The organism is Chryseobacterium sp. 14P4.3.2, from assembly GCF_057799275.1.
The window spans coordinates 144,944-158,841 of sequence record NZ_JBYOKO010000010.1; the positions used below are offsets into that span (position 1 = coordinate 144,944).

Sequence of the window (13,898 nt, forward strand, 5' to 3'; positions counted from 1 at the left end):
AACCCGTCTATGCAGATAAAAGATATTGTAAAAAAGGTAAAGCAGATAGAAATCCGTACCAGAAGAAAGACGGAGGCTGCTTTGATGGGACAATATCACAGTGCCTTCAAAGGGCAGGGGATGACTTTTTCTGAAGTTCGTCCGTACCAGTTTGGTGATGAGATCAGAAGGATCGACTGGAACAAAACAGCACGTTTCCGTGAACCTTTTGTGAAAGTAATGGAAGAGGAGAGGGAGCTTACAATGATGCTCATAGTAGATATATCTGCTTCTATGGATTATGGTACGAAAGTCCAGCTGAAAAGAGAATATGTTGCGGAAATTGCGGCCAGCCTGGGGTTTTCAGCGGCCGGAAATAATGATAAAGTAGGATTGATCCTGTTTGCAGATAAAGTATATAAAGTGATTCCTCCCCAAAAAGGAAGAAAACATATCCTTTCCATTATCAGTACTATTCTGACCGCAGATTATGTACCTGCGGAATCTAAAATAGATAAAGCACTTGAATATATGATGGGGATTTTTAAAAGAAAATCTTTGGTATTTCTATTTTCCGATTTTGCGGATGAATATGACTCCAAAATGCTGAGAGTAGCCTCTAAAAAACACCATTTGCTGGGAATGAGGATTTATGATGAAAAAGATAATGAGATTCCTGATGTGGGCTACACCCTTCTGTATGATGCAGAAACAGGAAAACAGATATGGGCCAATACTTCCAATGCAAGATGGAGATATACTTTTGCGGAAGCCCAAAAACAAAAATTAAGAGCTTTAGAAGAAGATTTTGCCAATAGTTCGGCCAGTTTTATGAATATTAATACCGGTTCGGATTATTCAAAATTACTGTATAATTATTTTCAGAAAAAATAACATTGGGCAAAACCCATATATAAAAACTTAAGGCTTTAGCCTTTATTATTTTAACATTGAGAAAAATACTATTAATATTATCTTTTTTCATCTGTGCGAATGCTTTTTCACAGATATTATCTTCCAACGTAGAAAAGAAAACAATTGCGCTAGGCGAAGTGAACCACCTTATTGTTAAGATTGATAACCTTAATGAGCAACAGGTAACTTCTGCTCCAAAAAATGAACTCCTTCCTTTTCATTTTGAAGAAACTAAAGACAGCATTGGGCAGAATGCCAACTCTTATGAAAGAAAAATAGAATTTGCAGTTTTTGAAGAAGGGAAATTTACCATTCCGGAACTTGAGTTTAAAGTGGGAGATAAAATCCTTAAAACTATTCCTTATGAAATAGAGGTGATTAATACAGCGCAAAAAGCTGATCAGATCAGTGATATCATGAAGAATAAGGAAGTGAAGCTTGCTACCAGAGACTATTGGGAACTGTATAAGTTTTATATCCTTGCAGCCTTAGCAGCTATCGCTTTGATTATTGCGATTATCATGATTATAAAATGGGGCAGAAAAACAAAAAGCTCTCCTGTTGTCGCAACCAATCAGACTTTAAAAGAACTTGATTCTCTTAAAAAGAAAAAATATATTGAAGGAGGTAATTTCCGTTCATTTTATGTTGAACTGATTGATATTTCCAGAAACTTTATTACAAAACAATATCACCTTCCTGCAGATGTACTTCTTACTGATGATCTTATTGATGTAATGAAAAAGAACAACACCATCTCTCAGGATAATGAAAAAATAGTGGAAGATGTTTTCCTAAGAGGAGATCTTGTGAAGTTTGCCAAAACCTTTCCGGATCAGGAAACAATGGAAAAAGATTTTGCCAATATCAGAGACTTTGTGAAGAGATCATCCAAAGATCTAGAATTTGAAAACTTGAGAAAGGATGTTTGATTTTGAATTTTACAGTCCATGGTTCTTGCTGCTTTTTCTGCTGTTTATTCCTCTTTTTATAAAAGATGCAGGTAAACGGGAAAAGAAAGGGATAAAAGTGCCTACGATAAAAAATATGGATGACAGCAGTGGAATCCGTGGAGTACTTTTTGTATTGAAAATATCAAAGTATATCATTCTTTCTGCCCTGATTATTGCAATGGCAAGACCGAGGACCTTTACCATTTCTCAGGATAGAGATGAGACAAAAGGAATTGATATTATGCTGTCAATAGATGTATCCCTCAGTATGCTGGCAAAAGATTTAAATCCCGACCGTATCACTGCCTTAAAAGATATTGCGGTGAAATTTGTTCAGAAGCGCCCTAATGACAGGATAGGAGTTGTGGCTTATGCCGCAGAAGCTTTTACAAAAGTTCCCGTTACTTCAGATCATCAGGTTGTAATTGATGAAATTAAAAACCTGAATTCTGCAGGTCTTGAACCGGGAACAGCTATTGGAGAAGGACTTTCTGTTGCTGTAAATCATTTGATAAAAAGTAAAGCCAAAAGTAAAGTAGTCATTCTGATGACGGATGGGGTAAGTAATATTCAGAATGCTATTCCTCCGCAGGTTGCTGCTGAGCTGGCAAAAAATAATAATATAAGAGTATATGCTATAGGAATAGGAACCAATGGCTATGCACTGATGCCTACATCTCAGGATATTTTTGGAGATCTTGTCTTCACAGAAGCTGAGGTGACTATTGATGAAAATACATTGAGAGAAATTGCGCAGACTACAGGGGGGAAATATTTCAGGGCTACATCAAACAGCAGTCTTGAAGAGGTGTATGATGAGATCAACCAGTTGGAAAAATCGGATGTGAAGATTTCAAAACTTTACAACTATGATGAGTATTTTAAGATATTCCTTTGGATTGCTTTAGGAATGCTGATGTTGGATGCACTGTTGAGATGGGTGTTTTATAAAATTTTAAGCTGATGAGTTGGTCTTTAGGAAATTATTGGTATTTATTATTACTGTTGCTTCTCCCACTGTTAGCTTCTTTTCTGATCCGTTTTTTGAAATGGAGAAGTAAAAAGAGGGAAATTTTTGCAGCCAGTGAGTTTCATGACAGTCTATTTGAAAAAAGTTCAGGATTTACAAAGTTTTTTCCTGTGTTATATCTCCTGGGAACCTTGTTTTTAATATTCTCAATTATCGATCTTCTCAATGGTTCTGAAGAAGTAAAAAGCAGTCAGAAGCTGAATAATGTTATTTTTATGCTGGATGTCTCCAATTCTATGAATGCGGAGGATATTAACCCAAGCCGTCTTAGTGAGGCCAAAAACTTAATGCTGGGGACCATGCAGAAAATGAAAAATGATAAAGTAGGAATCGTCATATTTGCAGGACAGGCAATGTCTATCATGCCGCTGACTACCGATTATAATTCTGCTGAAACCTACATCAGCGGTATTGAAACCAGTTCTATGCAGATGCAGGGAACTGATTTTCTAAAAGGAATGCAGGCAGCAGCAGAGAAATTTAAAAATGTAAGCAAAGGATCCAGAAAAGTAATATTGCTGAGTGACGGAGAGGATAATGAAGGAAATGATAATGCCGCAATAAGGCTTGCCAATAAAGAAGGAATCAGTATTACTTCAGTAGGAGTAGGTACGGATGAAGGCGCTCCGGTTCCGGAATATGTCTATGGTCAGCTGATGGGCTACAAAACAGATATGAATGGCAGTACGGTAATCTCCAAAAGGCAGACTGATGCGCTGAAGAAGATGGCCGAATCTACTGGAGGAACTTATATTGACGGGAATAATATCAACGAAGCTCCTGACAGGATTCTGGATGCAGTTAACAGGAAATCATCAGGTTCTGAAACCCTGGTGAAATCACAGAATGCCAATCACTATTATCAGTATTTTTTAGCTGTTTCCATTCTTTTCTTCTTTTTAATTTATATTTTTAATCCTAAAAAGGATTTTAATGTGTAGTTTCCCTACAAGTGATCATGATTCCAAAGTATACTTTAACCGAATTTTAACAAATAAAACCCTGTTTCTTAACATATAAAGGGATAATTTTGCAAGTGATGAATACTAAAATTATATTTTTATCGTTTATTCTTACTTTCTCTTTCTCAGGCATTTTGTTTGGGCAGGAAAATTATAGGACTTTAGTTCATGAAGGTAATCAGAAATTTGACGGTAAAGACTATGATGGGGCGTCTTCAAAGTATATGGAAGCTGTAAAAGACAATGATAAAGATTTTACGGCCCACTATAATATGGGAAATGCTTTGTATAAAAGTAAAAAGTATGAAGAGGCTAAGGCTGAGTTTGAAAAAGCAGAAAAACTTTCGCAGACCCTTCCTGATAAAGCTGCAGCTCTTCATAATTTAGGAAATACCTATATGCAGATGAGCCAGCCGGAAAAAGCGGCAGACTATTATAAAAAAGCATTAAAGCAAAATCCATACAGCGAGGCAACAAGAAAAAACTATGAAATTGCCAAACTGAAAGAAAAGGAAAAAGAACAACAGAAGAACCAGCAGGATAACTCAGGAAAAGGAGGCGGCGGTAATGATCAGAACAAAGGGGAAGATCAGAAAGGAGATAAAGACCAAAAGCAAGATCAGGGAAATGGTCCGCAGAACGAAGGCAAAAGTGACCAGGGCAATAATCCTCAGCAAAATAAAAATGAGGGCAGAATGCCAAAAGACCTTGAAAATGCGATCTTAGATAAAATAAACGAAAAAGAAAAAGAAACCGCCAGAAGAATTTTAAACAAAAATTCTTATTCGATGCCTGAAAGCAACGAGAAAGATTGGTGATGCAGTACAAATTAATTTACATATTGCTTACTTTGGCTTCCGTAATTACTTACGGACAGGTAAATCTTTCTATGGATGCAGATAAAACTGAATATGGTGGAAAAGACATCGTAAACCTGACCATTGTACTGGAGCTTAACGGGAGTGATCTTGAACAGCAGACCAAATTCCAGCTTCCGGATCTTTCAAAATTCAATATCATAGGCAGCGGCTCTGTTACAAATACTGTAATTGATCCTGCCACTAATTTATTAGTTACCCAAAAAGTATCCAGAATAGCCCTTGAGCCTAAGAAAAAAGGTAAAATAAAGATAGGATCTGTACTGGTAACGATCAATAATAAAATCTATAAAACTGAACCTTTTGAGGTTAATGTTAAAGATATTGTCGATAAAAAATCTTTAGCCAGTAATGTTTCCAATGATGTATATCTGAATATGGAAATTGAGGACAGGGATGTTTATCAGGATCAGCCTACTTTTGCTGTTTTGAAAGTCTATTCCAGAAATATGGATAACCTTAGAAAGGTAAAGGATATCCGTCTTCCTCAGCAGGATAATATCAATGTACATGCGGTCAGTTTTCATAAATCTGAAATAGATCCTTCCGGGTATGCAAATATGCCTTCCCAGGTGCTTGCTGTATTTATGGTATTTCCAAATGAAGCAGGATATGTGGAGGTTCCCGCTGTTTCAGCATCTGTAAATTCTTATTCAAGTAAAAATAAAATTGTTTCCAATAAAGTAAAACTTATCGTTAGAAAACTTCCGGAAGGAGCTCCTGAATGTTTTAAAAATGCGGTAGGAAACTTCAATGTAAACGTTTATAGTGCTTCCAAAGAAAAACCTGAGGCCAAAAAGCCTATAAATGTAATCGTAAAAGTATCCGGAGAAGGTAATCTGCCGGATATGGTACTTCCAAAGATACTGGCATCACCGGACTATGAAGTTTATGCTCCAAAGATTTCTTCTAAAGTTACCCCGGGAACTACAGGAATGAAAGGTGAAATTCTTGCCAATTATGTGGTAATTCCAAATAAATCCGGAGCCATATCCATAAAAACGGAACAGTTTGCTTTCTTTGATCCTGAGAACAGAGAATATGTAGATCTAGGTCAGAAAACACTGGATGTAAATGCTTTTTCCCATGATCAGATACTGGAAGCCCGCTCTACAGTAGAAAAGGTAAATGAATATACCAATAATCTTCTGGAGACCGTAAATACACCTGTTTTAAAAACAACTTCCTTAAAAGTAAAAGAAAAAAGCAAGTTCCACTGGAATATTTTATTGACTAATATTGCGATTCTTTTAGGTTTATTTGTTGCTTATTTATTATTTAAAACTTGGCAAAAAAAACGTACATTAGTTAGGGAAACCGTACCTTCAAAACCCTTAGGATCAGTGGCTGAAACTGAACAGGAGATAAGAGAATTGATGAAAACGGATATTAACGATTATTTTGGTTATCTTGAAAACCTTAAAGATAATGAAGAGTATGAAAAGTTTTTTGTGACGTTGGATGAGCTGGACCAGGAAGTTAGAAATCAGTATTTCCATGGCTCTGCTGGGGAGTTTAAGACTTTTCTTGAAAAATACAAAGGTTCTTCCGTTGCAGAAGACTACAGTACAATGCAGCAGAAAATTCAAATGGAGAAATATGCTCCTGTGAAATCTCAGGAGGGTCTTGAGGAACTTTTGAAAACTATTGTTAATTTATATTCACAAATTAGCAAATAATCAGTTTATTTTCATATTTTTGCGAAATTTTTAATTACAAAGAGATGGAAATTTTTGATGGTTTCTCTATTAAAGAGATTGTTACCAGCTTCATGGTTCTTTTTGCCGTAATCGATATTATTGGCTCAGTTCCTATTATAGTAAGCCTTCAGCAGAAGTTCGGAAAAATAGAAGCCGGAAGAGCTTCCATTACCGCCGGAGCAATTATGATTGTTTTCCTGTTTGTAGGAAATAAGATTCTAAAGCTGATTGGAGTAGATGTAAATTCGTTTGCCATTGCCGGAGCTTTTGTGATTTTTATCATAGCGCTGGAAATGATTCTAGGAATTGAAATCAATAAAACAACCGAAGCAAAGGCTGCATCTATCGTTCCCATCGCATTTCCACTGGTTGCGGGAGCTGGAACGTTAACAACCGCCTTATCTCTTAGAGCTGAATTTCATGATATTAATATTATTTGTGGAATCATACTTAATACAATTTTCGTATATTTGGTGCTGAAATCAGCGAAGTGGTTAGAACGAAAAATAGGAGATGCTACACTAATGATTCTTCAGAAAGTTTTTGGTATTATCCTTTTGGCGATTTCAATTAAATTATTCACCGCAAATTTTGCTCAATTGGTGCAGAATTATATTAATTTTTAAATATCATGCAGAAGTTTTATAAGGTATTTCTAGTAGTATTTATCGTTTTCATGGCAATCAATCTTTATGCTATCAATTGGCAAACAGATATTTTAGGTGATGAAGACAATTTGAGATTTGTGTTTTCAGCATCAGCCGCTGCGATTGGTCTTCTTGTGCTTTTCGTTATGGATACATGGAGCAGAATTGGCGCTAAAAAAATAAAGTAAAATATTAAAAAATATAAAAAATGCCTCTTTCATCCGGAAGAGGCATTTTTTTATGAACAGATATTGCTGTTAAACTTCAGAATTTCTGAATGAAAAAGCTTTTTAGTCCTTTGTATTTAACCTGAAATAAGTAATAAAATACTTTCTTGAAGATTAAGAAATAACCAGGTTTTTCAATATTGCTTCAGACTTAAGTTCTGTTTCTATCCATTCTTTTTCAGGGTTGCTTTGTGCGGTAATTCCACCACCAACAAAGATATGTACTGCATTTTTATAAAGTCTGGCACATCGCAGATTTACAAAATACTGAATGCTTTCTTGGGTTTCGATCTTACTGTAGCCTGCATAGAATTCACGCGAGTATTTCTCATACTTCCGGATATTCGCATTGCAAAAATCTTTGGGAATACCACACACTGCCGGAGTAGGGTGCAGGTCCCTGATAAGCTGATCCAGATCTTCCGGATTTATATTGGTTTTAAAATCGGTCCGTAAATGCTTAATATTTCCGGAAATATGATCATAAGTTTCCGATTGCTGAACGTGTTCGGAATAATTTTTAAGAATATTCTGAATATAAGCAGTAACCGGTTTCTGTTCTTCAATTTCTTTTTCAGACCATGCTTCAGAGACAGGAAGAGTTCCCGCTAATGCCATGGTTTCAAATTCATGAGTTTCTTTATTAAACTTTCCAAGAACCTCAGAAAAAGCCCCCATCCATGCGTTTTCACCATCATTGAACAGATATCTGAAAGCATTGGGGTAAGATTGGCATAGATTATTGAAACTCTCCTTATAATCAATCACTGTAAAATCTGTAACAATCTTCCTTCTCGAGTAAACCAGTTTGGGTAAGTTGTTTTCTTTAATTACTGCAATTACCCGTTGCAGTGTATGACCATATTCTTCCTTGGTTTCTGCTTCGGTACTGGTTGTATTACTGATCAGTGATTCATTTGTAATAGAAGTTGTATTGAATTCAAACGGGTCGATTTCAATAATATCTCCGTTGAAGTTTATCTGAGAATCACCGTTATAAGAATGAAAGTTAACAGCGGTATTATCGTTTTTCTCATCTACAGACTGCAATCTCTCGTCGAAAGGAAGTTTGAAATAAATCATTAGTTATGAATGGATTTTGAAAATCGTCGCCCGGAAATAATATAGGAAATTCCGAAGTTGATTTTCCTTTCTGCAAAGGTATTATTAGTCTTAAAAATGTCAAAATTAAAACAGTCTTTTTTGAGATAAAAATCTGGCGATGTTACTATAAGTGTATAAAAAAAGCTCAATTTTAAGTTGAGCTTTCTATGTTTATGGAAATGATACCGCTTTATCTGTGAATAATAGCATTGGTCATTGTCGTATGATTGATCAAAGTTCCTTTTTCATCACGAATTTCAATCTCAGACACGTGCATCGTTTTTCCTTTTCTGATAAATCGGGCAGTGGCTGTTACTTCTCCGTCTTTTTTACTTCTCAGATGATTGGAGTTGATATTGGTGCCAACCCCGTAATATTTATCTCCATCTATAAAAATATTAGACAGGCTTGATCCTAAAGTTTCTGCCAACACGCAACTGGCTCCTCCGTGCATAATCCCAAAAGGCTGATGCGTTCTAGGAAGCACTGGCATAACAGCTGTTAGGGTCTCATTTTCGAGATCAATATCAATGAATTTGATCTCAAGGGTTTTCGCAAGGGTTTCGCCACCCCAGTTATTGATAAATGTTAATATTTCTTCTTTTGTCTGACCTTTCATTTTTATAATAGATAAATGGTGAGTAATAATAGATAAATGAAAATGGGAAAGTAATTTGTTTCTAAATTTTTTCCTCTCCTGTTCCCATAATATTAGGATTCCAGTTGGCAGGAACCTTAGGGACAATATCATTTTTTATATAGTAATCCTGAATTTCCTGCATAATTTCAGAAAAAGGGACGGATGCTATTCTTTCATATGGAATAGTATACCCCAGATAAACAGTGTTTCTTTTAAAATCACCTGCTGCCAGTACGATAGGAACTTTAGCTGCTAAAGCCATGTGATAGAAACCCTTTCTCCATTTCGGAACCCAGCTTCTTGTTCCCTCAGGGGTAATCACAAGGCTGAAATTTTCTTTTGAAAACCGATTGGCTACAAAATTCACAAGATCATTTTTCTGAGTTCTGTCGATACCAATTCCTCCAAGACCTCTTACAATACTGCCATACCACGCTTTGGTATGGGCATCTTTGATAATTATTTTCAATGGTTTGTTCAAGGACCAGTAGGCAAAGTTTCCTAAAATGTATTCCATGTTGTGGGTATGGGGTGCCACCACAAGGATGCACCTGTCCAGGTTGTTTACATCGCCCTGTAGAACGACTTTCCAGCCTAATAATTTTAACATCAGTTTGCCTATAAGCTTTTTCATAGATTCTTGGATTAAAAACAAAAAAGTATAACCATATTTTGGTTATACTTTACAAATATATTGAAATATTATCGCTCTTAAAACAAACCGTTAATTAAATCTACGATTTTCATTACGAATTCCATTGCAAATTGTATCATGATAAGGCTGTGTTTTTTGTTAATTGGTTATTATAATTTAGCTTTACGAAATTAAAACTTTTTTTTTACATGGAGAACTAAATATTGTTTTTTTTTCACTTTTCTGAGAGAAGAAGGGTGTGAATTTCAAACGGTTGCCATCCATTCACACCTTCTACCACTCTCTGAAGTTAATTATTTAGTTTGTATGGAAATTTCGTTTTTCCCGTCTTTGATTTTGATGTCCACATCTTTGTTTATTTTCTTGATGTTGGACGCTACAGAATCAATTACTTTCTTTGCCTGGTTATTTGGAACTTTTTTACCATTGATGATGATGCTGTCTTTATCATCAGAATTATATTCAATGCTTGAACCGTTCACCGTGATCTTATTTTTTTCAATTCTGATACCGTTGTGGTTCTCAGATTCGTCCTGATCATTGTCATTAATACCGTCTCCATTCAGATCTCCATCAAAGCTGATATGATCTTTCTTCACAGGAATTACTATTGTTCTCTGAGGAACTACAAGTTCGTAATCCACTCTGTAATTTCTGAATCTTTGTTCATAAGGATATTTAATGAAGTTGGGAAGCATTACCCTATTTCCTATTATTTCTACAGGAACTGTTACCTGCACCGGCACATTGTATCCCTCTCCCTCTTTTTTGATAATCAGATAAGGTGTTTTGATATCTGGCTTTCTTGTTACATCTACAGAGATATAATCTTCTTCAAATACAGTTTTCTTATCAGAGTAGATGTCATCATCATAAGCTTTGAAATTCTGAGGAATATTCACCTGCTTGATGTCTACATAAAGCGTATCTGATGTTGTATTGATTGCGATGTTTTCAGTATCTTCTTTATTACCTTGGTAGATCATATTTTTCTTGGCCATACTTACTCCAAAATAAGCTCCCAGCCCAAGTAATAAAAGGAAGATTCCTCCTAATACCCAGCCGATATTTCTTAGTTTTGTTTTTGGAGAAAAGATTTTGATACTTAATAAACTGAAGATAATAGCCGGAATTAAACTTCCTAGAATCATTATAGCTACTAAAACTTTATCAAGTCCGTTTTCCCCCATATAGAATTCTATTTTGTTAGCTCCAGGGAAATCAGCACCAGTTCCAAACAATCCGAAGATGACGAAAATTCCGATGATACTTCCTACTGCCATCAGTACCAGTAGTACCCCTACAATATATTTTAATACATTCCAGATCCCGCTTCCTGCATTATTGATATAAGGCTTGTTTTCGTTGTAGATTTCTCCGACTCTCTGAGTAGATTCATTAGCAAACTGAACCAGTTTGTTGGACTCATTTTTAAGATTGTCGAAGTTCATAGGCTTTCCCTGCATTTTCAGGAAATCTGCTGCTGTTTCAGCTTTTGGAAGTACAATCCAAAGGATGATATAAAGCAGTCCTATTAATGAAGAAGAAATAGCCGCTGTAAAAATTCCTAAGACAAAAACTCCTAGCCAGATAGCTCTCATGGCAGTAATATCCATTCCTACATACTGAGCTAAACCTGCGCATACCCCTGCAATCTTTTGTTTTTCAGGATCACGGAATAATTGCTTTTTGTCTGTATAATTGCTTCCTGTGGTATTGTTTTTATGTGTTGTTTTTTCAGAAAAATAAGCCTCTTCCTGTTCTTCTATTTTTTCCGGGCTTCCGATCTGAGCAATTACCTTTTCTACATCGGTATCATTGATCACTTCACGTTTTCCCAGTGAATCTCTGAAGATCTCCACCATTCTTATTTCTATGTCATGCATTACCTCATCCGCTTCCGAAGCATCCAGTGAGCTTCTCAGAGCATTAAGGTAATCGCTAAGCTTTATATATGCGTGTTCTTCTATGGTAAAAGAAAAACCTGCGAGTCCTATTGAGAGTGTCTTGTTCATAGCTTTGTTTTTTAATTTTGTTGGGTGATTTGGTTCACTGAGGCTGTCAGTTCATTCCATGTATTCTGAAGTTCATCCAGGAAAAGTTTTCCTTTTTCTGTAATCTGATAATATTTTCTGGGTGGTCCCCCAGTAGACTCTTCCCATCTGTAAGAGAGAAACTCCCCGTTTTTAAGTCTTGTAAGAAGAGGGTAGAGGGTCCCTTCCACTACATCCAGTTTTCCTTTTTTCAGCTCGTCAATAAGATCAGAAACATACATTTCGCGATTATTGATGAGACTTAGAATACAGAATTCCAGAATTCCTTTTCGCATTTGCGCTTTGGTATTTTCAGTATTCATCTTTAATAAGTTTTGTTAATTAGTTATATTTTCAGAAAAATGCTCCTAGCTAGTTGAGCCTATTCTAATTTTACATTACAAAGATATATAAATAAAATGGTATTATGCAATACAAAGTAGTGAAATTTTGAAAATAATATATTTAACCATTTGAAAAACAGTGTTATAATTTTCAATTGAGTTTTTCTTAAATGTCACTAAATGAGAATTTTTATGAGAATTTTAAATTTTATCTTAGGTTTTAGTAAGCCTATATAGTCTAATCACTGTTAATTTTTGCGGTCTGTTATTTGTTTTATTGATTCCAAAAGCAACAGTCACTCACAACAGGGTAGCAGTATTAATAACGATGGAATGAAAAGTAATAATGGATAGCAGGTAACGGTTTCAAAAAATAGTATGGTGTGAAACTGTATTATACATTGGAATGAAAAGAGATTTTGAGATCGGTGTTATGATTCGTATTTTTGTTAAGATTTTTTTTAAACACCTTAATTCACAGTAACTATTATCATGAAAATTTTGAATCATTACAGAAATTTATCTGCTTTTCTTCTATTGGGGCCCTTATGTTTCGGTCAATATCAATTTGAAGTAAAAAATGTATCAAAGAATTATAATGCGATTATCCATATGGAGAATTGTGTTGATGATCGGTGTAAAGACAGAGGAACTGTAGAACTCTTCGATAACAAAAACAGCAAAATTCAGACGTTTGTTTCCGATGATCTCATTTTCGATTTAAATCCTGATCAAAAAGCGGTTCCTGGAAAAATGATTCAGCTAAGCACTGATCAAAGTCCGGTAATTATGGAAGATTTTAATTTTGACGGTACCGAAGATATAGCAGTAAGAAATGGGAGCATGGGTAACTATAGCGGAGCTTCTTATGATGTATACGTATTCAACATTACCAAAATGGGTTTTGTAAAGAGTAAAGAACTTACTGAACTTGGATCTGGTTATCTGGGCCTGTTTGAAACGGATGCTAAACGCAAACGGCTAATTGCTACAGGGAAATCAGGCTGCTGCAGGATTTTTGTCACAGAATTTGCGGTGATTCCCAATAAAGGATTAGATAAAGTATTGGAAAGAGAAGAAGATATGACAGAAGAAGGCCAAATAAAAGTTACCACCAGTGAAAAAGTAAAAAATAAATGGATTACCAAAACGAAGGTATATCCTTCAGATGAATATAATAAAGAAAAGTAAGATGAAGATACAGAAAGAGATCGATTTTATCCTGGCAGTGGATGCTTTGAAGAATGTACAGAGAAGAAATTATAATGCAGATGACTCCCGCAGAGAGAATACGGCGGAACACTCCTGGCAGATTGTTATTTTGGCACAGATCCTTTATCCATATGCAAAAAACCGTGAAGACATTGATCTGCTGAGAGTGATAAGAATGCTTTCTATTCATGATCTTGTGGAGATTGAAGCAGGTGATACGTTCCTTTTTGATGAAGCAGGGATGGTGGGTAAGTTTGATAGAGAAAAGATTTCCGCACAAAATATCTTCGGAATTCTGGATGAGCCTTTGCGTACAGACTTCTTTAATCTATGGCTTGAGTTTGAAGAGGAAAAAACTCCCGATGCCATTTTTGCATGTGCTATCGACAGAATTATGCCATTTATCTTAAATTCATATACTTCAGGAAAAAGCTGGACAGAAGCGGGTGTTACAGAAAAGCAGATCAGAAATATGCTTGAAAATGCGATCACCAGAGCATCAGATGAAATGGGAGAGGCTTTTGAATTATTGCTGAACCAAAATCTGGAAACTGAAAAGGTATTGAAATAATTTAAAAAAGGAAAAGACACTGTTCATTGGCTGAGCAGTGTCTTTTTA

The 13,898-nt window shown here is 35.6% G+C and carries 15 protein-coding genes; 10 read left to right on the top strand and 5 right to left on the bottom strand.

Annotated features, from left to right (window positions below; genetic code table 11):
* Nucleotides 1-9: 9 nt before the first annotated feature.
* From AC27VX_RS15565 to AC27VX_RS15600, 8 genes are all read left to right on the top strand, one after another.
* Nucleotides 10-873 carry a DUF58 domain-containing protein gene (locus AC27VX_RS15565; RefSeq protein ID WP_236855523.1) on the top strand — a complete coding sequence of 288 codons (864 nt, stop codon included), beginning with the start codon at nucleotides 10-12 and terminating at the stop codon, nucleotides 871-873.
* 56 nt (nucleotides 874-929) lie between these two features.
* Nucleotides 930-1,826, top strand: coding sequence for a BatD family protein (locus AC27VX_RS15570; RefSeq protein WP_236855522.1), 897 nt, complete (start codon nucleotides 930-932; stop codon nucleotides 1,824-1,826).
* Nucleotides 1,819-2,811 carry a VWA domain-containing protein gene (locus AC27VX_RS15575; RefSeq protein ID WP_488696539.1) on the top strand — a complete coding sequence of 331 codons (993 nt, stop codon included), beginning with the start codon at nucleotides 1,819-1,821 and terminating at the stop codon, nucleotides 2,809-2,811. Before AC27VX_RS15570 ends, AC27VX_RS15575 begins: the two co-directional genes overlap by 8 nt.
* Nucleotides 2,811-3,818 carry a vWA domain-containing protein gene (locus tag AC27VX_RS15580; RefSeq protein ID WP_236855520.1) on the top strand — a complete coding sequence of 336 codons (1,008 nt, stop codon included), beginning with the start codon at nucleotides 2,811-2,813 and terminating at the stop codon, nucleotides 3,816-3,818. The genes AC27VX_RS15575 and AC27VX_RS15580 overlap by 1 nt, the downstream gene beginning before the upstream one ends.
* A gap of 98 nt (nucleotides 3,819-3,916) precedes the next feature.
* Nucleotides 3,917-4,657: a tetratricopeptide repeat protein gene (locus AC27VX_RS15585; RefSeq protein ID WP_236855519.1), complete on the top strand. Its 741-nt coding sequence runs from the start codon at nucleotides 3,917-3,919 to the stop codon at nucleotides 4,655-4,657.
* Complete coding sequence (locus tag AC27VX_RS15590; protein ID WP_236855518.1) at nucleotides 4,657-6,396, top strand: BatD family protein; 1,740 nt, start codon at nucleotides 4,657-4,659, stop codon at nucleotides 6,394-6,396. Before AC27VX_RS15585 ends, AC27VX_RS15590 begins: the two co-directional genes overlap by 1 nt.
* A gap of 44 nt (nucleotides 6,397-6,440) precedes the next feature.
* Nucleotides 6,441-7,043 (top strand): MarC family protein, encoded by a 603-nt coding sequence (locus AC27VX_RS15595; protein WP_236855517.1) that lies wholly within the window; start codon nucleotides 6,441-6,443, stop codon nucleotides 7,041-7,043.
* A 5-nt stretch (nucleotides 7,044-7,048) separates the two neighbouring features.
* On the top strand, nucleotides 7,049-7,252 hold the full coding sequence (locus AC27VX_RS15600; protein WP_236855516.1) for a hypothetical protein: 204 nt from the start codon (nucleotides 7,049-7,051) through the stop codon (nucleotides 7,250-7,252).
* A 153-nt stretch (nucleotides 7,253-7,405) separates the two neighbouring features.
* Here AC27VX_RS15600 and AC27VX_RS15605 read toward each other — a convergent pair whose 3' ends face one another.
* The 5 genes from AC27VX_RS15605 to AC27VX_RS15625 all read right to left on the bottom strand — a co-directional run bounded on the left by AC27VX_RS15605 (nucleotide 7,406) and on the right by AC27VX_RS15625 (nucleotide 12,046).
* Nucleotides 7,406-8,374 (bottom strand): chorismate-binding protein, encoded by a 969-nt coding sequence (locus AC27VX_RS15605; protein WP_488696542.1) that lies wholly within the window; start codon nucleotides 8,372-8,374, stop codon nucleotides 7,406-7,408.
* A 211-nt stretch (nucleotides 8,375-8,585) separates the two neighbouring features.
* A complete protein-coding gene (locus AC27VX_RS15610; protein WP_236855514.1) occupies nucleotides 8,586-9,014 on the bottom strand; it encodes a PaaI family thioesterase in 429 nt (142 codons plus the stop codon).
* A 61-nt stretch (nucleotides 9,015-9,075) separates the two neighbouring features.
* Nucleotides 9,076-9,669, bottom strand: coding sequence for a 1-acyl-sn-glycerol-3-phosphate acyltransferase (locus AC27VX_RS15615; RefSeq protein WP_236855513.1), 594 nt, complete (start codon nucleotides 9,667-9,669; stop codon nucleotides 9,076-9,078).
* Between the two features lie 314 nt (nucleotides 9,670-9,983).
* Nucleotides 9,984-11,705 carry a PspC domain-containing protein gene (locus AC27VX_RS15620; protein WP_488696545.1) on the bottom strand — a complete coding sequence of 574 codons (1,722 nt, stop codon included), beginning with the start codon at nucleotides 11,703-11,705 and terminating at the stop codon, nucleotides 9,984-9,986.
* An 11-nt stretch (nucleotides 11,706-11,716) separates the two neighbouring features.
* Nucleotides 11,717-12,046, bottom strand: coding sequence for a PadR family transcriptional regulator (locus tag AC27VX_RS15625; protein ID WP_103234940.1), 330 nt, complete (start codon nucleotides 12,044-12,046; stop codon nucleotides 11,717-11,719).
* Between the two features lie 513 nt (nucleotides 12,047-12,559).
* Here AC27VX_RS15625 and AC27VX_RS15630 point away from each other — a divergent pair.
* Nucleotides 12,560-13,258 carry an XAC2610-related protein gene (locus tag AC27VX_RS15630; protein WP_236855511.1) on the top strand — a complete coding sequence of 233 codons (699 nt, stop codon included), beginning with the start codon at nucleotides 12,560-12,562 and terminating at the stop codon, nucleotides 13,256-13,258.
* Nucleotide 13,259: 1 nt separating this feature from the next.
* On the top strand, nucleotides 13,260-13,850 hold the full coding sequence (locus AC27VX_RS15635; protein WP_236855510.1) for an HD domain-containing protein: 591 nt from the start codon (nucleotides 13,260-13,262) through the stop codon (nucleotides 13,848-13,850).
* Nucleotides 13,851-13,898: the final 48 nt, after the last annotated feature.